The sequence below is a fragment of the Fusibacter sp. A1 genome (assembly GCF_004125825.1).
In the GTDB taxonomy this organism is placed as follows: domain Bacteria; phylum Bacillota; class Clostridia; order Peptostreptococcales; family Acidaminobacteraceae; genus QQWI01.
The window spans coordinates 245,725-267,414 of sequence record NZ_QQWI01000002.1 but is presented as its reverse complement, the minus strand read 5'-3'; the positions used below and the strand labels follow the sequence as shown (position 1 = coordinate 267,414).

The window sequence follows — 21,690 nt, the reverse complement described above, 5'->3', positions numbered from 1 at the left end:
AATCAGCCCTTTTACTCTTTAATCTTTATCCCTTACTTCAATTTCTCTCTCAACTCTTCACCAAGCGCTTCAAAGCCAGGTTTACCGAGCAATCCGAACATGTTTTTCTTATATGCTTCCACGCCCGGTTGGTCAAATGGATTCACATCAAGCATATAACCGCTGATACCGCATGACTTCATAAAGAAGTAGTACATATATCCGATATGATATGCGTCAAGCTTCGCCATGTTGATGATGATATTCGGCACTCCACCTTCGACATGGGCAAGTAATGTTCCCTGCATCGCAAACTGATTGATGTCATAGACGGATTTTCCTGCAAGATAATTAAGTCCGTCAAGATCTTGCGCATCCTCTTCCACATAAACCGGCGTACTATCTTCAGCGATATTGATTACGGTTTCAAAAAGAATTCTTTCACCTTCTTGAACGTATTGGCCAAGTGAGTGAAGGTCTGTTGTGAAACTCATGGCATGAGGTAGAAGACCCTTGCCGTCTTTGCCTTCACTTTCGCCATATAACTGTTTCCACCACTCTGCGACAAAGGAGATGGCCGGCTCGTAATTTACAAGGATTTCAGACTTTTTACCATTCGCATAGAGTTCACTTCTTAACATCGCATATTGAAGAGCGATGTTCTGTTCCCAGTTTTCATTTTTTGTTTCTTCAAACGCTACCTGTGCGCCTTTTACAAGTGCCGCGATATCGATACCCGCACAAGCGATTGGCAACAGGCCTACAGGAGTGAATACTGAAAATCGTCCACCGACATCATCAGGAATTACATAGCTTTTCATTCCAGTCTGATTTGCAAGTGTTCTTAAGGCGCCTCGGCTCTTATCCGTAGTGGCTATAATACGTTTTGCGTAGTCCTCGCCGTATTTCTCTTCCATAAATGTCTTAATCATTCTAAATGCGACAGCAGGCTCTGTTGTCGTTCCAGATTTTGAAATCACATTCACAAATACCCGTTCATCCTTAATATGGTTCATTAAACCTTTTAGGTAGCTTGAACTCATCTGATGTCCTACAAAGTAGATTCTAAGACCTTTACCTTCCTTGATCGCTATTTCCGACTGGAAGGGTTCAGTTAACGCTTCAATCACGCTCTTGGCCCCTAGATAAGATCCGCCGATACCTACTACCAACAAGACGTCCGCTTCTTTTCTTATATGGTCTGCGGTTTCTTTAAGTTCAGTGACGATCTCTTCAGTCAAAAGCTCAGGATAATCGACCCAACCTAGAAAGTCATTGCCCTTACCTGTCTTGTTATGTAACTTTTTCAGTGCTTCGATAGCATCTTTCGATAATGCCTCTAGTTTTTCAGCTTCTACAGATGCATATTGCCTATTGATTTGTATGGCTTTCATTAGTCACCTCTCCAATTTTGCAGTTCGATTACATTTTATTTTTAACACGTATGTTATAGGCTAACACAAAAAGACTGTAAAAGCAGTCTTTTCACGGCCTTTTGTCAGATACGCTGAATAATTTTGTTACCTTGCCCTTCTTCCAGTTTAATACCGCCAATAACCATCTGCTCCAGGGATTTTACCACACACTTGTCAAATTGTGTTCCCGCATGCCTAAGCAGTTCTTCAACCGCTTCTTTTGGGCTTCTTTTCTTGCGATAACTTCTAGACCTGATCATTGCGTCGTATGCTTCTAAAACCGCAATGATACGTGCGCAAAGGGGAATCTGTTCCCCCTTGAGACCCACAGGATAACCAGACCCGTCATACCATTCATGATGGTATCTGACGGTATTCAAAAGATGGTCGTCGACATGATATTTCGAAAGTATCCGGTAGCCTATTTCGGTGTGCTTTTTCATCAGCTCATATTCGGACTCTTCGAACTTACCCTTCTTGACCAATATTGAATGCGGAAGACCTATTTGACCGAGGTCGTGGAGCGTCACAGCCAGGTTGAGCCGTTCTAGTAAGATAGGGTCCATTCCTAAAGAAATTCCAAGAGGGTATGCGAGTTTTCTCAAGCGTTCAGATTTTTCTCTTGAGCTTTTTGGCAATTTGTCGATAGCGACACTCAGATTTTCATTCAGCTTTGACCTGGAGGATTGCAGGCAGCAGGCTTTTTGAGCATACATGGCATCATCTGCAAGTTGAATCAATTGCTCGACGCTTAAGCTTTCATCATGTATCGTAGCTGCTCCAAGGGCTATCGACGGCTTCAGCATGGACTTCTGAGAATCCTTCGTTTGTGATTCTATGCTTTTTATAATCCGATCCGCTACAACTTCATCTCCATGGGGAATTAGAACAAGAAACTCATCGCCCCCATATCTTGCGATGATGTCGGTCTCTCTACATGCGTTTTTTAAAATTTTAGCCATGTCAATCAGCAGCTGATCTCCTGAATCATGTCCTAATAGATCGTTAACATCCTTAAGCCCGTTCATATCTCCGACAATGATCGAAAAAGGATATGCGCCGGCACGGTTTAACTGGCCAAGTTTCTCGTCAAAGTAGGCCCTGTTGAAAAGACCTGTCAGTTTGTCGTGGTAGGTCAAATAGGTCAGTTGCCTCTCTTTGACTTTCTTTTGTGTGATATCGTGTCCGATACCCTCGAACTCCACTATTTCTCCTTCGTGTAGAATCGGATTGAGTTTGATATTCAAGGTCAGCAGTTTTCCGCTGGCATGGATCACATCCAGTTCAAACTCTTTGTCTAAGTTACGCTGAGCGAAATCAAGCATATCGATGGCCTGATTTCTCTTTTGCTGAGCGGGCGACAACAAGCTCGAAATCTTTCGATTAAGCAATCGCGCCCTACTCTCGCCAAGAATCTCGACACATTTTCGATTGGCGGATACGATGCTGCCGTTTTTATCGAAGGTGAACATCATGACACCAGCATTTTCGTATAGTCGCTGGTAACGGATCTTGCTTTGTTCCAGTTTAAGTTCAAGCAGCTTACGCTCAGTTATATCAAAGAGAACTCCTTTTTCGGCCAAGAGGTTTCCATAAGAATCTCTTTCAATCACAAGCCGTTCCTCTACCCATCTGGACTGACCGCTTGAGGTTTTTATCCGATAGATATGTCTAAACTCGTTTAAACCAAGCTGACGGGCGGTATCCACATTGCTTTTGGCAATCCCACGATCTTCAGGGTGGATGAACTCCCAGTAGTCTTTGAATTTTCCTGTATAGAAATCCTCGGGCATATAGCCGAATTGGCTGATGTTCTCAGTGACATATTTTGTCGGTGAATCCGGTGTCAGGGTCCATTCAAACACAACCACATTGGCATTGTGTAACACATCATAGATAAAGCTTGATGTCAGCTCGCCGCTCAGATTGGATTCGTCCTGGTCGTTGATCACCTCGATCAACCTACCGCACGCCTTAATAACATCCGTATTACCGCATGTTTTCAGAGTATTCTCCAGTTCGTTCAACTGAGAAATAAGTTGTTTTCGTATTCTCTCGTCCATCTCGCACCACCAACTAGCAGGTTTCAAAAAACCACATTATTCCAGAAGTAAACATTCACCTAGTTAATTCCCATTTAGATAACCGAATAAACTTTTTTTGTAAATTATTTTTCCAATTAGCAATATATTATGTAAAAGTGCATGATTCATGTGAATTTGGATATGAATATGTCGTAAGCAAAGGAGGAATTCATGAAGTTAAACATATCGCGCAATGATTTGGTTTTCGCGTTTTCAGAAGCGCTGGATTTATTGGATAAGAGGCTTTACCACCACCATATGACCGTCGCCTATATTTCATTTATGCTCGCAGAGAGGCTCGCTCTAAATCCCAAAGACATCAATACCTTGATTCTGTCCGCCCTATTACATGATATCGGCATTTTCAAGTCAGAAGATAAATTGAATCTTACCTATTACGAGTTTGAAGATACAGAAAAACATGCGCGCACCGGCTATCTGCTGATCAACATGTATCCGAGCTTTAACGATATCGCAGAAATCGTATTGCACCACCATACCCCCTTTAACAACGGTGTCAACAAGGCGCCTCTGCTTTCCCAAATTCTATTTCTTGACGATCGGATCGCAGTGCTGATCGATTCAAAACGACCGCTCCTGCTCCAGCGCAAGAAAATCACGGACAGAATCGTTGCCGACAGCGGAAGCAGATTCGCACCGATTTTGGTCAATATCTTTAGGGATGTGAGCAAAATCGAGGCCTTCTGGCTGAACATGGATTACGACCGCACGAAAGAACACGTTAAAAGGTCACTAAAGCACGATTATAGGATCCATAGCATCGATGAACTTTTTCATATCGGCAAGTTATTCATCTCGGCCATCGATTACAGAAGCCGCTTCACGGCAGCTCATTCGATCGGGGTATCCAAGGTAGCTCGAAAGCTTGCTGAACTGGCGGGTGTTCCACTTGAAGAACAGGAGCTCATCGAAGTATCGGGCTACTTCCATGATATCGGTAAAGTAGCAGTCGGCAAAGAAATACTTGATAAGCCGGGAAAACTGACAGTAGATGAATACAGCCTTATCAAGGCCCATACCTTCTACACTTATGAAATACTCAAAAATGTGGATGGGTTTGATTTGATTGCCAAGATCGCTTCCTTTCATCATGAACGGCTTGACGGATCGGGCTACCCCTACCATCTAAAAGAAAACCAGCTGATCGACTATGCACGTCTTGTGGCTGTTGCAGACCTCTTTACCGCACTCACTGAAGAAAGGCCTTACAGGACCCACCTGACCGAGGAGAAGATCATCGATATCCTGATCGATATGGTGGTGCAGGGATACATCGATAATCGATATGTCGATCTTTCAATTAGGCACTTCAAAGAGTTGAAAGAAGAAAATTTGAGCTATCAGCGTCTTGCATATAATGATTTCGAACAGTTTGAAGAGAACATCTCCATTTCTAACTTTCTTCAGTTCAGCAAAAAAGACACGTCCGAGTAAATCGGTGGACGTGTCTTTTTTCTATCCTTTAGGATGTATGATCGATAAGTCCTTTGGATACCTGTTAAGTACCTCATGACCGTCTTCTGTGACTAACACAAGATCCTCTATGCGAATACCGAATTCATTTTTTATGTACACTCCCGGTTCGACTGAAAAAATCATACCTGGCTCACACACCGCATCGCTAGATGCGCTCACATCAGGAAACTCATGAACTTCAATACCAATTCCATGACCGGTCCTATGGACAAAGTACTCTCCAAAGCCAGCTTTTTCTATCACGCTTCTTGCCGCATGGTCGATGGCTGATAGTCTGACACCGGGCTTAACCAGCGAAAGAGCCGCTTCATTTCCAGCTAGCACAGCCTCATAAGCCTTCGCATATTTGTCGCTTACCTCGCCGTAATAAAAGCTTCTAGTCATATCCGAGCAATAGCCCTTGTATACGCAGCCCATATCGATAATGATCGAACCTTGCTGAAGTTCGGTTTCATCTGAATGATGATGTGGTTCGGCTGCTCCTTTTCCGAAGCAAACGATCGGTTCGAATGAATTTCCACCGGCTCCAACAGATGAGAATATTTCAGGAATACGTCTTTTAAGTTCTACTTCAGTCAAGTTGCCCGATTCTAGCAAGGTTCTCACCTTCTCCATGGCGCGGTCATTAAGAAGCGACGCCTCCTTCATCAAGACAACTTCCTCGCTATCCTTGTTCAGCCTTGCCTTGTCGACGGCAGCTGAACCGTTTACAAAGGACACATCTGGACAAAGTTCCATCAGCCCCAGTAAAAATCGAGCCGGCCAATCCTTATCGATTCCTACTGATCCGCTAGTGTCGATAAGTTCAGCCACCCACTCGAGCGGTTTCTCATCGTCGCTAAAATACTTCACTTCAAAAGGCGTTTGAGATACTTCAAACATCGTAGGAAGTACCAGCGTTATTTTTTTGCTTATTGTCACAACAAGTGTCATCAGCCGTTCACCTGGATGAATCGTCTCTCCGGTCAGATAAAAAATGGCATCCGGTGAAGAGATGATAAGCGAAGACAAATCATTTTTTTTCATGTTTTCGATGACTTTCATTATTCTGCTATTCAAATTGATTTCTCCTTTTTAAAAATCAGACCTCTCTGCAGACCTATTCGCCCGCATCTTGTTTTCACATCACAACTTTTATGCTACTATAATATAATAGCATATTCATAAAAATATTGGAGTAATTATGAGACGTATACCTTTAACAAACGCTAAAACTGGAGAGATAATCGCGCAAGCAATCTACGATGACCAAGGCAGGATTCTGCTTAAGGCCGGTATCACGCTAACCGAGCGATTGATTAAAAAAATCGAATCACAGCAAATCCTATCGATTTACATAACCGATCACAAAGACGATATCGAGACACTTACAGATATCATCAGTCCTCAGCTCCGTTATGAGGCAATCAACAAGGTGAAAAGCGTCTATGACGAGTTTGTTTCTGAAGAAACAGAACGAAATATCAAATCAGGCAAAGTGAGTATGTTTAAAGAAAATGTACATATCACAAATCTCAATAAAATGGTTGAAGATATCCTGACTGAGGTTTTTTCGAACAAGAACGCGCTTGTTGAAATGGTCGACATAAAAAAAATGGATAACTACCTCTATGAGCACGCCGTTAATACGGCAGTTCTAAGTTTACTCATCGGACTTGAAATCCATCTGAATGAAAATGATTTGAGAAGATTGATTGTCGCAGCCCTGTTGATGGATGTCGGCAATAATCTCATCGATCAGACCCCCCTACAAAAAAAGGGTGAAATAGACAATCAGGAGCGCCATACCATTGAGACCCATGTTCGCAAAGGATTTGACTTTGTCAGAAACTACAGTGATATTCCTGTGAACACCAGAAATCTTATCTTGCAGCATCACGAGAGAATTGATGGATCTGGCTACCCCAATGGACTTAAAGGCGACGAGATTAATATGCTGGCAAAAATAATCGCCATAGCGGATACCTATGACGCATTAACAAGCGATCGGCCCTTCAGACCTGCTTATCACCCCAACGAAGCACTTGAGAAAATCATGGGCGATGCAGGAAAGCTTTTCGACTTCTCGCTTGTCAACGTATTCGCCAAACGCGTGCTTGCCTACCCGGTGGGTACCTATGTAAAGCTTTCAAATGGAGATATCGGAGAAATCATCGCAAGTAACAGGGACATTCCCCTAAGACCTGTGGTCGAAATTCTGAAAAGTGCGAATCCCGATCATCCACTGACAATCGACCTAAAATCAGAGTTAAGTGTTGTGATTGAACATGTTGTTTATCATATCGATGAGTAGTGGTTTTACGACCACTTGAGCGCCCCTAGTGGTTACAGCCTCTGCTGCCACTAGTAGGGCGCTTTTTTATTGCCACAACTGACTATCCATCACCTACTCATGGCATTTCACACGATCAAGCGACCGAATCATATATTCAAGTGCCTTATCGCTGTCCACTTCGACTGCGACAAGCGCATTCGGTTGTTTTTTGAAATCGCAGACGGTCTGCCCATGTGTGATGCCGTCATTGATCACCACTTGCACAAAAGCTTCTCTAAAGACACAGAAATCACTGTGATTGACCATGGTCACCGCAAGCGGGTCATGCATCGCGCAACCGTCCAGACGGTCCAGATCCCAATATAGTTTTCGATAAGACTCAGTAAGCGCCATCACAAAACTGGCTGTTTTTTCATCTTCGATCGTCATGATGCGATTCGCGCTCATCAGAGTCTTTTTCGTGACATCCAGACCGATCAATTTGAGCTTTTTGAATCCCGCATCGAGTACAATCTGTAAGGCGACAGGGTCGCCGTAAGCATTGAATTCAGCAACCGGAGTCACATTTCCAGGTACGGTATAGGCACCCGACATGAGTATGACCTCTTGTAGTTTTGTAACGATATCCGGGGCAAGTTTTATCGCGAGTGCCAAATTGGTGATTGGGGCTGTTCCCACAAAGGTAATCCTATTTGGATTTGCTCTGATCAGTTCTATGATCTTTAGTACACCGTGTACATCACAAAGCTCATAGCGCTTGTCGCGTAGCATTCCATTAAGACCGTCGATACCATGTACTTCATGGGCGCGTACATCTCTTTCTAGAACATTCTCTTGACATCCTGCGAACACAAGCTGCCTCGGGTTTTTGCCCAACATGTCAAGCACCCTATATGAATTGATATAAGCAGTCTCCAACGAGACATTCCCCGCAACGGTCGTTACTGCCATCAGCTCAAGATTCTTATCACCCACAGCGACCATAATTCCCACTGCGTCATCGACACCTGTGTCTACATCTAAAATTATTTTTTTCATCGTTTCATCCCCTCAATCAAATAAACGCCATTTAGGACTTAATACCCCAAATGACGTCTATACTACCACGATTAGCCGATCGTGCGAACTACCAAGTAAACCATATATGCCACATATCCAGAAACCATGAAGACTCCCTCACCACGAGATAGTCTCTTGCCTGTGTACATCAGCGGTACTGAGACAACCATCGCTGCAAGCAAGATGAACAGGTCGATATAGTTTTCAGCTGCGATTTGAATTGGATTGATCGTCGCAGAAACACCAAGTACAAGAAGAATGTTGAAGATGTTCGATCCTACGATGTTACCCACTGCGATATCATTTTCACCCTTTTTAGCCGCCACAACAGAAGTGATCAGTTCAGGTAAAGAAGTTCCTATGGCAACCACAGTCAGACCGATGAGTGTTTCAGACAATCCGAGCGCATCGGCAATTCCAACTGCACCCTTTACCGTCAGGTCCGCACCGAAGACGATTGCAACCAATCCGCCAACAGTCAGTAAGATACTCTTTGGAAAAGGCATCAACTCAATTTCTTCAAGCTCATGTTTCTCTTTGCCTAAAATAATGATTTCAATCATGGAATAGAAATAGATTGCAAAGAAAATAAGCAGCAACCATCCGTCCACTTTTGTTATGATACTCTCACTACCGTCGATCAACTGATCCATCGACATCAGCATCATAGCGACTGTTGCGATAATTACAAATGGCATTTCTTTAAACACAGTTTGAAGTGTTACCCTAATCGGCTTGATCGCCGCTGACAAACCAAGTACAAATAACGTATTGACGATATTTGACCCGATTACATTACCAAATACAAGACCATTCGATTTTGCTAGTGCCGCATCGATACTTACAGCAAGTTCAGGAGCGCTTGTACCAAATGCCACAAGTGTTAAACCGATTACAATCGAAGGTATTCTAAACTTCTTTGCAATCGAAGCAGAACCGTCAACAAAATAATCGGCACCCTTTACAAGTAATATAAATCCAATCACCAATAATAAAATATCCATAATTACCTCTCTTTTTCATAGTAAGTCTTCTGTTATTATAACGTTCCCATAGGTAAGTTACAATCAAAGTTAAATGACAAAACTTTAATTTTTCCTGGATAAATAGCGATATGCTTCTGTTAGTGTCTCAAGTCCGCTTTCAAGTCCTTCCCCGTCACAGTTGTAGTCACCGGAAAAATCCACATGACCTGGCGTGATAAACCAATCGGATACCTCTCGCATACCAAAGTCTAGCCTTGAGTCACCGGATGTCACCGTTTTTTTTGCATCCAACTTCTCTAGCAAATAGCTAAGGGCGGATGCTTTTGTAAGAAACTTAGGCATGACGTAGACTTTACTCCCATGCTGGTAGATCGACCACTTGGTTGATGAAAAGACCTTGGCTAAGCAAATCTCGACCTGCTTTGCAAGTTTCTTGTCTTTTAGGATCACATAAAGGAATAATTGCTCTACAGTTCTGATGCGGATGCCGTCATACTCATCAACGGCGTTCTCCACAGTTTTTTTGACTTCACTGAGCGACCTTACCCCTTCCATTTTTTTGGCGATTGCCCGGTCCCACTTCTCGTCGGGTTCTCCATCTATCAGCACCACTCCACCGTTGCAGCAGATGGCATATTGCGGCTCAACCTCAAATGCTATCCGGTCGTACTGCTCTCGTGTTCGCGTGGTGACAGGTACAAACTCAAATTCATCTTGAATGCTCAATAGAAGTCTCTCAGCCTCTTCAAGCATGTATGACCGGCCACCGTCGCCGTACCTCTCTATACATTTCAGTTCCTCTTCGACATTTGGAATCCAACGTTTTGAAAAAATCAGCGTCTGGTCCAGATCGCTAGCGAATACTTTCAATTTATTCTCCTTTGAGCGATTTGACAATACCGCAACAGTTGTATGCTTTTAGCGGATAGGTTTCCACAGCAATTCCCTTTTCTCTGGCGAGTTGGATGATATGATCGATTCCCCTCGCCTTTTCATTGATTAGAATCTTCCATGGAATCCTCCTTAGGAGCACCCTGGTTGTCTCACCTACACCTGGTTTTACGAAATGAACGTTATCAATGCCGAAATCATCCATGATCCGGTTCACATCCTCCACGCCAAGCCAAGAAGGCTCACAAGGATCGATCACAAACTCCTGTCGGTCAAGCTCGAGTCCTGTATCCTGGTAATGTGAAGCGATTTGTTCTATGAACTCATTCGACAAATCCTCCTCCATCAGCTCTCTATAAAACTTCACCCCATGAAAATCGTCTAGTCCTATCAAATCGCTCCTATGAATGGTTCTGCTCAATAGTCCTGATACGGTCGAGTTTAGGCAGGCGTTGGGAATCAAGAAATCATCCCTTGTCCCATAAAGCCTTACGCAGTGCGCAGGATCCGCAATCACCGCCAGCTCTTTGCATAGAAGCTTCTGTGCTCCAAATCGGCTTTCGAAACTGTCGATCGCATCAACCAACTCATTGGTTATCGCACCTTTTCCAGTCCATCCATCGATAAACTGAAGTGTTTTTCCAGGATGTTTATTCAAAATGTAATGGATGGCATTTTCATCGATGCCTTTTCCTCTAATGATGGATACGCTGTAATGGTCGACCTTTTTATGGACCACCTGTTCAAGATAGCGCTTGATCAGCACTCCCGCAGGCGTTCCGGCCCTTGCCAGCGATACAAGTACAAAGTCCTTGTCATGGTAACTTGCGATTCTTTCTGAAACGGCTCCCACGGCAGCTGCCAGTTTTTTTGCGTTGCTATCCATCGCGTGGTGATAAAGGTCCAAATACTCTTTAGAAGGCTTATACTCGATCGGCAACATCTCCGAATAATGCACTCCGGACTGTATCGCCTGTTCTCTAACCTGATTGTCCTGCTCCCTGATCTGTCCGTCAATTTCCTTCAGTAAGAAAACGACGTCATCCGCCGGGTAGCTTCCTATTTTATCGGGATCGGCTATTTTTTTACGCCCCTCCTCAATCAGATAGACAAAGGCATGATCGCACTTATCACAAATATATTCATAAAGCTCTTTAAGGGCATGCTTATCCGAAGCTTTCTCAGCAACGATCAGCACGGTATCATAAGCATTCTTTTTCATGTTGTAAAGATAGTTGACAACCTCTTTTTGATAAGTGCTCTTAAGAGCTACCGCCTCATTGATGGGATAGTCTACATCGTCAAAATACAGGATCGGACTCCTTGTCGTCGATCTAAAGGAAAGCTGTCCCTTTAACTCAGATGCGATGAGAAGGGGAACATACATGTTCTCTTCAAGACCAAGCACAAGTGTTTTCCCCACGACATTCGGCTGGATCACTTTGGCAAACTCCGCAGCCTGACGGCTCAAATACTTGTTGTGGTCACCCGTAAGTCCGAACCTACCCGTATAGGATCCGTATCCGGCATCCGCTATGCTGTGATCTAGCTTCTTCCCATAAGAAGGCATCAGCAAAGGACGGTAATCAGGCAGTTGCTTTTTCTGATTGTCTTTCGTCGAAGGATACGCAGGAGTCACAGGCAGAACCATCTGACTCATATCAAAATTCTCAACGCGGTCCAGTGTGCCTTCCAGCAGGCTGAAGACCTCTATTTCGACGCCTTCTTCGATCATGAAGGTCTCAAACTTCTTTCTGCTTTGCTCGCTGCGCCAATCTAGAATCGTCAGCACGGTGAACTTTCTGTTACCTGCCTTCGCCTTAATCGATCTTATGATATTCAGTAGTGTGTTACCCGTTGAAATCTCATCATCCACTAAGATGACATTCCCATAGCTGTTCAGTCTTTTGTCTTCATCTTCATAAAGATAATGCGTTGTAGCATGGGAATGCTCTTCTTCAAATTTCAGTGAGCTTTCGACGGTTTGATAGTTTTCTCTTGTTGTATGGTAATAAACGCCGGCGTCTTCAAATGCGCTGAAGACAGAATGTCCAAGTGCCGTAGCGGTTTCTGCAAAACCTAATACGGCTACGTTTTCATCCAGCTTGTATCCTCTTTCAAATGTAAACGAATGTGACTGAGTTCCTTTTACAGCTTCGATGACCTTATGGCGGTCGTAAGCCAGGTTCTCGTTTTTAGACTCGAAATAACGAAGCGCCAGCAACCTTCCAGCAGCAAGAGCCGTCTTCGGATCGACATCCAAATGCTTACCTAAAACTTTCGACACGAATAAGAATCGTCTCTTGGGATTGTTTCTTGTAGCCAAAGTGAATAGCTGCGACGGTTCAATTCCGAAGGGATTATTTAAAATACCGATCTTTAGTTCATAATGCTCATGCACTCTATTTTTCACTGCTTTCGACCTCTTCTTGCGGTAAAAGTGACAAATAATCAAAACCCTTATTCAGCACACCGTAGATTTCTGCTTTCATCAACAACTTCCTCGCCCAATTGATATGGGGCTTTATCTCATTCATCTTATTGCTATACTCGCTCCTTATCACTCCACCGCTCTGAGCTTCACCCATAATGGAGAGTGCATCGCTGTATTCCTCATGGGTGACGACATGTATGGCGTTGACAATGGTCAGATGCGAAGGGTGTATCACCGTTTTACCTACTATTCCATTCTCCTTATCTTCGATGAGCTCCTTGATGAGCGCATCGAAATTGGCGGATAGCATTTTCTTTCTTCTAAGTTCTCCGAGTTTACCGAACCTTTCTGTGAAGGGAGTGGCCCGCAGCTGAGGTTTTAAAAACCTCATGTTCACATCAAAATACTCCCAAACGCTGCCCGATACCACGTATTCGCTTGAACTTCTCGAAAATACGTTGAGAATTTCTGTGATGCAGTCCCTGACGGTATGGATTTGATAGATGGTGAAGTCCTTGCTCCTTCTGATTCCAAAATTCGAGCAAAAATCTGTCGCCCCAATTCTCACATTCAGCACATGGTCTTTGACAAAGTCCAAATCGGATTTTATCTTTAGGAGAGCTTCAGTTCGTCTCTCCACATAGATTATCTCTTCCGATTCCAGAATCGGCATGAAGTACTTTGGTGATACAGTTTTATTTTTAAACTTCAAAAAAGCCTGAATGAACTCTTCTGAGTTGTTTTGATCAAATTTGGGAAACACAAAGCCTAAAAAAACGTCTTCGAACTCACAAAGCCTGTCCGTCAGTTTCTCAAGGTGGCTTGCGTTTCGTACGCGTATGAAAATAAAAGGTAGCTGCGCCTTGTCGATCAGACCCGACATCATCGCTTTTTTAAGCTCAGAAAGCCCAGCGATCAGCGCTTGTTCTGCGAGTTCAACTTCATGGTCTTTTATCGCATCCTCAAGGCAGATTACCATACTGCCAAGTCCGCTGATTTTCTTGTTGACGATAATCGAGTGGAAATCTATCGTCGTAGGTGGCATGTAAAGCGTGCCGCCTAAGCCATACCTCAGCTCTTGAACAGGAGAATCAATAGTTATCGGAACTGGGGCCTTGAAAAAAATACGATTGATTTTTTCAGTGGAAAGATAATTGAAATACTTCATTTGATACTCCTTAACAAACTGAAGCAGTCCATTTGGACTGCTTCATACCATGTATGGATACACTTGTTAACTACACGATTACGTGTACTGTTTAATTAATTCTGATAGCGAATTATGGTTGGTTCCCTGACCGATCGCACCAAACTTCCAGTCCGCGGCGTCACGATAGATTTCACCTACCACAAGTGATGTCTTGCCAGCGTAGTCCTCACTCAATCGATACTTGCACATTTCATTTGAGTTGTTCATGTCGACGATTCTAATAAACGCGTTTTGAATCATTCCAAAATCTTGTTTACGAGTCGCACAGTCATAAATATTGACTACGAAGACAATTTTATCGATTTCGGTTGGAACATTCGCTAAATCCAATAGGATTTGCTCATCATCACCATCGCCGTCACCAGTCAGATTATCCCCCTGATGGACCACGCTTCGGTTATCATTTTTGAGATTACCGTAGTAGATCAGATTGGACTTGCCTTTCATTTTTCCGCTTTTATCAAGTAGGATCGCAGAAGCGTCACAGTCGATGTTCGCACCGCCACCGCCGAACAGGCTGCCTAGAAGCCCAGCTTTTTTTTGAACAGGATCCCAACCAAGCCCTACCATAAGTTTTGATAGGTTGGGTTTTCCTTTGGAAAGATCTATTTTTTGCCCTTTAGTTAAATTTATACTCATTATTCACACCTATCCTTAGCCTTATACGTCTAGTCCGTAGTTTTTGCAAAGCGCATCAAGTCCGCCTTGGAATCCGCTACCGATCGCATTGAATTTCCACTCGTTGTTATGTCTGTAGATCTCACAAACCACCATCGCCGTCTCGATAGAGTACTCCTCTGTCAAATCGTAACGAACGATTTCTTCGTTTGTCTCCTCGTTAAAGACACGAACAAACGCGTTGGAAACCTGTCCGAAGTTCTGTGCCCTTGCGATTGCATCATGAATCGTAACCGTGATGGCGATCGTATTGATAGAAGCAGGGATCTTTGAAAATTCAAGTTTGATCTGCTCGTCGTCACCCTCACCCTCGCCAGTACGGTTGTCACCAGTATGGGTGACGCCACCTGAAGGATGGGCCAGGTTGTTATAAAATAAGAAATCATAATCATTTTGAGCCTTGCCGTTCGCATCAAGAAGGAATGCTGACGCATCTAGGTCAAAATCAGATGCTCCATCGTATTTATTCGTATCCCAGCCGAGACCGATCACTGCCTTATTCAGATTGTTTCCTTTTGTTAAATCGATTTTTTGCCCTTTAACCAGTGAAATTGCCATATGCGCCTCCTAAATTCAGTCTATACGTTGATCCCAAAGTTTTGACAAAGCGATGCGAGACCACCTTCGAAGCCTGCTCCGATCGCCGCGAATTTCCATTCGCCGTTATGCTTATACAGCTCAGCGACAACAACCGCTGTTTCGATACTGTAATCTTCACTTAGGTCGTATCGGATCAGCTCTTCGTTTGTAGCTTCATTTACGATTCTGATGAAAGCGTTTGAAATCTGACCGAAGTTCTGTCCTCTTGCCTCCGCATCGTGAATGGTCACTGTGAAAGAAATCTTTTCATATTCTGCCGGAACTTTTGAAAGTGTGACAACCAGTTGCTCGTCGTCTCCTTCACCTTCTCCAGTCAGGTTGTCGCCTAAATGCTTCACAGCTTGTGATGGATGGACCAGATTGTTGAAGAAGATGAAGTCGGAATCCGCCACTACCTTTCCTTGAGCGTTTGTCAAGAAAGCCGCTGAGTCCAAATCAAAATCCTGAGCGCCGTCATATTTGTTGGTATCCCAACCCAATCCGACCACTACCTTGTCCATGCCTGGATTGCCTTTTGTCAAATCTACCTTTTGTCCTTTAGTTAAATTTACAGCCATAATATTCTCCGATTGATCTCAACCAATCAGAAACACCTCCTATTCATCATTTGTGCAGTTAGTATGTATGTTTCTAAATCGTCATCACCATTACAATTATAACATAACCGAATCCACTGAATCACGGATGAGGAATAATCTGTAATGTTAATAACATAAATTAACAACGGTATTAGCAATTTCTTGTATCATTGTATCCAGTAAACATTAACAAACTGTGAATAAACTATGTAAAATTTAAACAATTCCCCCTCCATATTTTGATGTAGGCGCAATTAGTATGCTATAATAATTCCAATGAATACTACGATGAAGCGACAATACTAACGAGAGGTTAGCTATGAAACTTACAAGGAATGGGACCGTTCAACCCTTTGTCACAAGAAACGTTTTCGCAGACCTTTTCTTGCCCTATAAAAGACGACCGGGTTTTACAGCCACCAATCAGATACCAGTGATCAGTGCCTTTTATAACGGCGTCAATAAAACCGAAGAGGAAGAAGTTCGAAATTTCAATCAGGCGATCGCCAAATGTGTACAGCAACATGCGGTTTGCCTTGTCATTCAGGATCAGATGCCCTCAGCGGCCCAACCGGCGCTTATCAATCATGTGAAGGCTGTTTTTTCGTCACTGACAGAGCCAGAAAACGACTTGGTGCAGCTTGCCGACCGTTTGCTTCCAGAAGCTCCGGATCATGTGAAAAGTTCGTTCGTGTCTGTGCTTTCCATCTATCGGGATGAGGATACGAACTTCAATAAAAGTCGCCTGTTGAACTTGGTGATCAAAATCATCTTCTGGTATGAAACCTATATCAAATCAAGCAAGTTCGACAGCGAGCGCCTGGATGAACATCCTTTAAATCCAAAATTGATCTATTACGGCCAGATAAGCACTCATGCCACCTACTTCTTTATTTTTTTAAGATTCCTTGGCTTCGATCAATTGTTTGCCTCGTTTAAAAAGCAGGACAAGGGTCAGTTTTCAGGCTTTTTCAGCCAGGAACTTCAGTGGATAGATAATCAAAACAGTCTTGAACTTAAGGTCAATCCACCTTTTTCAGGTGCTAACTCCAGACATCAGCCCGGATCCCCAAGTTCGACCACCGCTCCTAAAACCACAGGGGCATCGGATAAACCCTTTACTAGACCATCTGTACCCCTTAAGTCCGCGCCTAAACGTCCAGTACCCAAAGCACCTATTTCTTCTAAGGTGATCATCACGCATAAGCGTATGTCAGGAACTCTTGACAACCTGAAAGAACCTCTTAGAAATAGAGCGGGATATGTCGGTGAGCCTTCGCCGATCATTCCTTCTTATTTTGTAAGGTACATAGGAACCGACGTAAACGAAAGCATGTATAACAATCGACTTTATCATCTTGATAAGTTCTTCTCCGATAAGGTTGGATTATATAAACTGATCACCTCATCTATCCCCATAGGCAACTATCAGGAGATCACAGCGATCACCAAAGATATCTGGCCGGTATACGAGACGATGGACCTCACAAAACTTGAGAGTTTTGTTGAAATGCTCAAAGGCTGCGGCGTCTTTGGATTCATCAAACACGACTTTGTAAAAGAACACGCATACCAGGCGTTAAGGGATACCCTTATCGTAGCGATTGACGGCAATGAAAGTATGCCCACCGCTAAATTTAAGAATGTCTGCATCAAGCTTATCGGTTGGATGTCCGACTTTGTTCCCCAACTCTTTTCTGCGCTCGGCTATGAGAATCAATACAATCCAAAAGTGATCTTCTATGGTGATATCAAACCTCATGAAGCCTTATTTCTCATCGTGCTAAACAAATTGGGTGTGGATATTCTCTATGTGAATACTTTCGAAGACGACATCTTCAGCTATATCGATCCAAACGAAACCTTCACTGAACTTGTGGTACTTGATAAAGTGGTCAAGGACAGGCCTTTCCCTAAAGCCCTGATGATCGTCCAGCAGCAGACCACCGCCTATCAGGCATCAGAGGAAATCGCTAGAGTGATCTATGACGATCAGGGAGGAATCTACAAGCCGTGGCAGTTTGAACACTACAACACGGTGCCGAACACTCTGAAGACGACCTATGAGGAAATGTTGATTCTTTGGCATCAGGCTTCAAGAATCCGAACAGGTTTCAACGTTGTCGGTGAAAATGTATATATTCCAAATCTCTTTGTAAAGATCAGCGGTGTCGACGAAAACATGTCCGATTACAGCAACACGGTCAACACGCTTACAAAAGGCGCGCATACCATCTTTTATAAACGACTGCCTTTCACTGGCGTCGATTTCAGCAGACAGGCGCTATCTGAGGTCGCTGTCGCATTCACCGATAAGAACGAACTGACCTTTGAAAAACTGACAAAGCTGAGGTCTTATCGCTTCAGCCACCTGAACAGCCATCTTCAGCATAAGCTTTATGATAAAATGAAATTGCTGCTCACCTCGGATCTTCTGCTAAACAGACGTGAGGATATGTTTTCATTCAAGGTGGTGGCCAGCATATTGAACTTGGACTCCGCCTTGATCGAAAAAATCCAAACCTTCGACTATCCTGCGGATATTCCTAAAGTAGTCATCTATGACAGAGACGAGACGGTATTTTCAGAGAGTGACGCAATCACCACTGTATTTCTGTATTTGATGGGATTTGACATTTGTATCTTAACTCCAACCGGCTATGATAATTTTGAAATGCATATCAATAAGGAGTATGTCTCCTTATTCAAACTGCATACAAAAGCATTCAATCTGGACCTAAGTCAAATCGCTAAGAATAATAAATCAAAAAACTTTTTCTCAAATTTATTTAAATGATTTTAGGAGGTCGTTATGACAACAGAACCGAAGTACGAGATCGACATCGTAAAAACCGAAACCGAAGTGCAAAATCACCTTATGTCCTCACCGGAAGTGCTCGCACTGACCAAGCACATTGACGCTCGCGATCCGAATACCATTTTGAAATTCGGATACGAGACAGCTAATGAGATTTCAAAATTCTCAGATCAGATTCTGGACACCATGAGAATGACAAAAGTCGAAGACTCAGGATCACTTCTCATCCAGCTTAACAAGATCATGGACAAGTTCGACATCGATGACTTTGAAGAGGAAAAACCCAACTTTTTCGAAAAAATCTTCAACAAATCAAAAAACATGATCGATGCCCTCTTTGCCAAATACAACACGATGGGCACTGAAGTGGACAAAGTCTACCAACAGCTCAAGAGCTATGAAAATGAGATCAACCAGTCAAACGGCATGCTCGAAGAAATGTTCAACAAGAACATGGAGTACTTTGAAATGCTCACTAAATACGCACTTGCCGGTAAAATGTTTTTAGACGAGTTTAACAACAAAGTCATTCCAGAACTTGAAGCGAAGGCCCAAACATCAGGTCAGCAACTCGATACCATCCAGTACAATAACGCGCTTCAGGTAGCAGAAATGATGGACCAACGATTATATGACCTTGAGCTTGCCAAAACGGTTTCACTACAAACCATGCCTCAAATCAAACTGATTCAAAAGGGCAACTACAACTTGGTCAGAAAAATCAATTCCGCCTTCATCATCACCTTGCCTATCTTCAAACAGTGCTTGACCCAGGCAATCACACTTAAGCGTCAAGCCGCCCAAGCAGAAGCGATGCAGGCGCTTGACGACAAGACGAACGAACTGCTTTTAAGAAACGCACAGAATACCGCTTCACAATCGGTAAAAACAGCTCACCTGGCATCCAAGTCGTCTATCGACATAGAAACGCTAGAGAAATCATGGCAGGTGATCAAAGAGGGTATCGAAGAAACTAAACGAATCCAAGCGGAAGCAAAAGAAGCAAGAGTCGCCGGTACAGAAAGACTGCATGCGATTCAAGATGAATTCAAGTCAAAAAGCAGATTGTCATAAAAATAAAGGCTACAGAATTTGATTCTGTAGCCTTTGATTTGTTTTTAAGCCAGTATGTCGTCCAGTCTTGCTTTGACTTCTGTTTCAATCTCGCCGCTGTCCTTATCATACCTTGAGTACTTACCGATTACAGCATTAAAGAGATAGTGCGTGGTGAAAACGTCATACTTTTGAAGTATCGCATATGCCCCGTTAAGCATCAGTCTTTGCGTTCTGCTGTCTTCAGCATTGTAGTCTTCAAACATCGCAGCTTGTGTCTCGGCGCAGTCGATATGAAGCATATTGAAGTAGAACCTGAACTCAGGATTGTTGTATTTTTTATTGATCAGCTCTTTTGTCACCTCGATACCATTCGCATGGCTGTAGCTTAAGATCGCCAACAGCTCATATTTTAGACGTCTCATGTTACCTTCAAACGGCTCGTATTCTATTTCAAAACTAACATCGACCTTATCTTCTTTTTTAACTTTCACGATACCGTCATACTTTTGGTTTTTCATCAAGAAATCTTTTCCTAAAAGATGCATCAGGTAATTATAGATCGCATCCGGTGAAAATCCTTTGTCGATCATCATCAGTCCGATACCGATCATGACAACGTGTGAGTAGTACACATCCGATTTATCGAAATTTCTTGCGTAGTTCTCCACTATTTTTCTGAGAATCTCAAATTTAGTACCATTGACCACGAGCATCGAAAATAGGTTATAGGTTTTATTGATCGTGTAATTTCTAGACCGATCCATATGAAGCAAGCCTACTTGACCTGCAAAATGTGCCTCTTGATAGATCAGTCCGATAAAATTGACCAATCTGAACTTTTCTGGAACGGATAGCTTTGCGATTCTTGATAAGTCAAAATCAACTTCAAATTCTCCTAGCAGTGCATATTTGTTTTCCATGTGTTCCTCCTAAGTAAAGTTTCTGATTATTGCTAATAGTATACCATTTCGACGTGCATTTGAAATCACCTTCATTTAGTTTTTCAATTCTTATTTATACTTCCGTCCCTATTTCTGTTTATATCCATCTTTTCATACACTTAAGCAAGCTAATTTCCATCCTCTGTATTTACGGGTAGTAAACAACATGAAAAAAGATACCCGTCACCGAGTATCTTGCAATTCGAGCTATTACAAGTTCAACTGCATATCGGAAGCTGTTCGAACTCCATATTGAAGCAGGTGTCCACTAGCTTACCTGTTGATTTTTCGACCATCACGGCGGATGCTTCATAGAGCGACCTTTTATTCTCTACCAGGTCGAATACCGCTTCAATATGACGTTTATAATCGTCAATCGTTCCAACGTTTTCAAACACAGGATTGTGTTCATATGCTGACTTGATCACACCCGCAGCCTCTTCCACAATCGCTCTGACTAGCAGTGGTTTTTTCGGATCAGAAATTTTGACAAATGCCTCAGTCACAAGTTTTAGCAAGTCTCCATATCGGTCAAAGGGCGTGACAACGAACAGATCACTAAATGCACGTGTCCCATTTCGTGAATCCGCACTAGAAAACCCCGTCATTTCTAACGAGGTTGATTTTGTTCGCTATTCTAGTTATCAGTTCATTTTGATATCATATTTTTGTATAATCAAATCATATTCGCCGCTATCCTTTATCACCTTTAATCCGCTATTGAAGGCTTCGATTATCTCTTTGCTTCTAGCATTTGAAATCGCCCTTTCTTTTGATGAAAAGCAGCTCGTTCACAGCATATGGATCACTAAATAGGAGTGTTTCTGCCCTTTCATTTGTAAACCAGGCATCAGGTAGAATGTCGTATTCACTGTTGTTTACTACAATTTCAGCCCTTGCCCATGGTAACAGATCAAGCTTGAACTCGTACCCCGAAACTTTATAAGCGGCTGTTATTATTTCTATCGACAGACCATAACCGGGCTGATCAAAATCTACATATGGTGGGTATAGATCGCATGCTCCCGTGATGATTTTGCTGTCTCTTTGACCTATCACATCCCATGAAGAATAACGATAAGACTATGATTAGAACCGCACAAAGTAAGTTGTTTTTTCTCAGCATTTCTATCTAAGACTCCGCTCTTTTTAGTTTTTTATCGGTAATACCTTGCATACCGCTATCACT

18 protein-coding genes are annotated in these 21,690 nt (G+C 42.9%); 4 read left to right on the top strand and 14 right to left on the bottom strand.

Annotated features, from left to right (window positions below; all coding sequences use genetic code 11):
• Nucleotides 1-32: 32 nt before the first annotated feature.
• Both DWB64_RS03270 and DWB64_RS03265 read right to left on the bottom strand, forming a co-directional pair.
• Complete coding sequence (locus tag DWB64_RS03270) at nucleotides 33-1,373, bottom strand: glucose-6-phosphate isomerase (protein WP_129486759.1); 1,341 nt, start codon at nucleotides 1,371-1,373, stop codon at nucleotides 33-35.
• 104 nt (nucleotides 1,374-1,477) lie between these two features.
• A complete protein-coding gene (locus DWB64_RS03265; protein ID WP_129486758.1) occupies nucleotides 1,478-3,457 on the bottom strand; it encodes a diguanylate cyclase domain-containing protein in 1,980 nt (659 codons plus the stop codon).
• Nucleotides 3,458-3,649: 192 nt separating this feature from the next.
• Between DWB64_RS03265 and DWB64_RS03260 the strand changes: the two genes are divergently transcribed.
• Nucleotides 3,650-4,933: an HD domain-containing phosphohydrolase gene (locus DWB64_RS03260; protein ID WP_129486757.1), complete on the top strand. Its 1,284-nt coding sequence runs from the start codon at nucleotides 3,650-3,652 to the stop codon at nucleotides 4,931-4,933.
• A 21-nt stretch (nucleotides 4,934-4,954) separates the two neighbouring features.
• On the opposite strand, the gene DWB64_RS03255 is transcribed toward DWB64_RS03260, so the two are convergent.
• Nucleotides 4,955-6,034 carry a Xaa-Pro peptidase family protein gene (locus tag DWB64_RS03255; protein ID WP_129486756.1) on the bottom strand — a complete coding sequence of 360 codons (1,080 nt, stop codon included), beginning with the start codon at nucleotides 6,032-6,034 and terminating at the stop codon, nucleotides 4,955-4,957.
• Nucleotides 6,035-6,158: 124 nt separating this feature from the next.
• On the opposite strand from DWB64_RS03255, the gene DWB64_RS03250 reads away from it, so the two are divergent.
• Nucleotides 6,159-7,268, top strand: coding sequence for an HD-GYP domain-containing protein (locus DWB64_RS03250; protein WP_129486755.1), 1,110 nt, complete (start codon nucleotides 6,159-6,161; stop codon nucleotides 7,266-7,268).
• 93 nt (nucleotides 7,269-7,361) lie between these two features.
• On the opposite strand, the gene DWB64_RS03245 is transcribed toward DWB64_RS03250, so the two are convergent.
• The 8 genes from DWB64_RS03245 to DWB64_RS03210 form a co-directional block, all read right to left on the bottom strand.
• Nucleotides 7,362-8,288 (bottom strand): nucleoside hydrolase, encoded by a 927-nt coding sequence (locus DWB64_RS03245; protein ID WP_129486754.1) that lies wholly within the window; start codon nucleotides 8,286-8,288, stop codon nucleotides 7,362-7,364.
• A gap of 71 nt (nucleotides 8,289-8,359) precedes the next feature.
• Complete coding sequence (locus DWB64_RS03240; RefSeq protein WP_129486753.1) at nucleotides 8,360-9,313, bottom strand: calcium/sodium antiporter; 954 nt, start codon at nucleotides 9,311-9,313, stop codon at nucleotides 8,360-8,362.
• Nucleotides 9,314-9,397: 84 nt separating this feature from the next.
• A complete protein-coding gene (locus DWB64_RS03235) occupies nucleotides 9,398-10,165 on the bottom strand; it encodes an HAD family hydrolase (protein WP_164980209.1) in 768 nt (255 codons plus the stop codon).
• Nucleotide 10,166: 1 nt separating this feature from the next.
• Entirely contained in the window at nucleotides 10,167-12,599 is a 2,433-nt protein-coding gene (locus DWB64_RS03230; RefSeq protein WP_129486751.1) for a phosphoribosyltransferase, read from the bottom strand.
• Complete coding sequence (locus tag DWB64_RS03225; protein ID WP_129486750.1) at nucleotides 12,589-13,788, bottom strand: HpcH/HpaI aldolase/citrate lyase family protein; 1,200 nt, start codon at nucleotides 13,786-13,788, stop codon at nucleotides 12,589-12,591. Before DWB64_RS03225 ends, DWB64_RS03230 begins: the two co-directional genes overlap by 11 nt.
• Nucleotides 13,789-13,866: 78 nt before the next feature.
• Nucleotides 13,867-14,469, bottom strand: a complete 603-nt coding sequence (locus DWB64_RS03220) for a TerD family protein (protein ID WP_129486749.1) — start codon at nucleotides 14,467-14,469, stop codon at nucleotides 13,867-13,869.
• Nucleotides 14,470-14,490: 21 nt separating this feature from the next.
• Nucleotides 14,491-15,066 (bottom strand): TerD family protein, encoded by a 576-nt coding sequence (locus tag DWB64_RS03215; protein WP_129486748.1) that lies wholly within the window; start codon nucleotides 15,064-15,066, stop codon nucleotides 14,491-14,493.
• A 20-nt stretch (nucleotides 15,067-15,086) separates the two neighbouring features.
• Nucleotides 15,087-15,665, bottom strand: coding sequence for a TerD family protein (locus DWB64_RS03210; protein WP_129486747.1), 579 nt, complete (start codon nucleotides 15,663-15,665; stop codon nucleotides 15,087-15,089).
• 340 nt (nucleotides 15,666-16,005) lie between these two features.
• Here DWB64_RS03210 and DWB64_RS03205 point away from each other — a divergent pair, with 340 nt between their 5' ends.
• Together DWB64_RS03205 and DWB64_RS03200 are read left to right on the top strand one after the other, a co-directional pair.
• Nucleotides 16,006-18,483, top strand: coding sequence for a YceG family protein (locus DWB64_RS03205; RefSeq protein WP_129486746.1), 2,478 nt, complete (start codon nucleotides 16,006-16,008; stop codon nucleotides 18,481-18,483).
• A 15-nt stretch (nucleotides 18,484-18,498) separates the two neighbouring features.
• Nucleotides 18,499-19,578: a toxic anion resistance protein gene (locus tag DWB64_RS03200; protein ID WP_129486745.1), complete on the top strand. Its 1,080-nt coding sequence runs from the start codon at nucleotides 18,499-18,501 to the stop codon at nucleotides 19,576-19,578.
• Between the two features lie 44 nt (nucleotides 19,579-19,622).
• Here the strand turns inward: DWB64_RS03200 and DWB64_RS03195 are convergent, their stop codons facing one another.
• From DWB64_RS03195 to DWB64_RS03185, 3 genes are all read right to left on the bottom strand, one after another.
• On the bottom strand, nucleotides 19,623-20,480 hold the full coding sequence (locus DWB64_RS03195) for a hypothetical protein (protein WP_129486744.1): 858 nt from the start codon (nucleotides 20,478-20,480) through the stop codon (nucleotides 19,623-19,625).
• 239 nt (nucleotides 20,481-20,719) lie between these two features.
• Entirely contained in the window at nucleotides 20,720-21,007 is a 288-nt protein-coding gene (locus DWB64_RS03190) for a hypothetical protein (protein WP_129486743.1), read from the bottom strand.
• A gap of 241 nt (nucleotides 21,008-21,248) precedes the next feature.
• A complete protein-coding gene (locus DWB64_RS03185; protein WP_129486742.1) occupies nucleotides 21,249-21,560 on the bottom strand; it encodes a transporter substrate-binding domain-containing protein in 312 nt (103 codons plus the stop codon).
• Between the last annotated feature and the right edge of the window lie 130 nt (nucleotides 21,561-21,690).

What these genes read in the sequence shown, in the direction of transcription:
- DWB64_RS03270 (WP_129486759.1), bottom strand. Translation starts at nt 1,373, where the DNA reads ATGAAAGCCATACAAATCAATAGGCAATATGCATCTGTAGAAGCTGAA.
- DWB64_RS03265 (WP_129486758.1), bottom strand. Translation starts at nt 3,457, where the DNA reads ATGGACGAGAGAATACGAAAACAACTTATTTCTCAGTTGAACGAACTG.
- DWB64_RS03260 (WP_129486757.1), top strand. Translation starts at nt 3,650, where the DNA reads ATGAAGTTAAACATATCGCGCAATGATTTGGTTTTCGCGTTTTCAGAA.
- DWB64_RS03250 (WP_129486755.1), top strand. Translation starts at nt 6,159, where the DNA reads ATGAGACGTATACCTTTAACAAACGCTAAAACTGGAGAGATAATCGCG.
- DWB64_RS03245 (WP_129486754.1), bottom strand. Translation starts at nt 8,288, where the DNA reads ATGAAAAAAATAATTTTAGATGTAGACACAGGTGTCGATGACGCAGTG.
- DWB64_RS03240 (WP_129486753.1), bottom strand. Translation starts at nt 9,313, where the DNA reads ATGGATATTTTATTATTGGTGATTGGATTTATATTACTTGTAAAGGGT.
- DWB64_RS03225 (WP_129486750.1), bottom strand. Translation starts at nt 13,788, where the DNA reads ATGAAGTATTTCAATTATCTTTCCACTGAAAAAATCAATCGTATTTTT.
- DWB64_RS03220 (WP_129486749.1), bottom strand. Translation starts at nt 14,469, where the DNA reads ATGAGTATAAATTTAACTAAAGGGCAAAAAATAGATCTTTCCAAAGGA.
- DWB64_RS03215 (WP_129486748.1), bottom strand. Translation starts at nt 15,066, where the DNA reads ATGGCAATTTCACTGGTTAAAGGGCAAAAAATCGATTTAACAAAAGGA.
- DWB64_RS03210 (WP_129486747.1), bottom strand. Translation starts at nt 15,665, where the DNA reads ATGGCTGTAAATTTAACTAAAGGACAAAAGGTAGATTTGACAAAAGGC.
- DWB64_RS03205 (WP_129486746.1), top strand. Translation starts at nt 16,006, where the DNA reads ATGAAACTTACAAGGAATGGGACCGTTCAACCCTTTGTCACAAGAAAC.
- DWB64_RS03200 (WP_129486745.1), top strand. Translation starts at nt 18,499, where the DNA reads ATGACAACAGAACCGAAGTACGAGATCGACATCGTAAAAACCGAAACC.
- DWB64_RS03195 (WP_129486744.1), bottom strand. Translation starts at nt 20,480, where the DNA reads ATGGAAAACAAATATGCACTGCTAGGAGAATTTGAAGTTGATTTTGAC.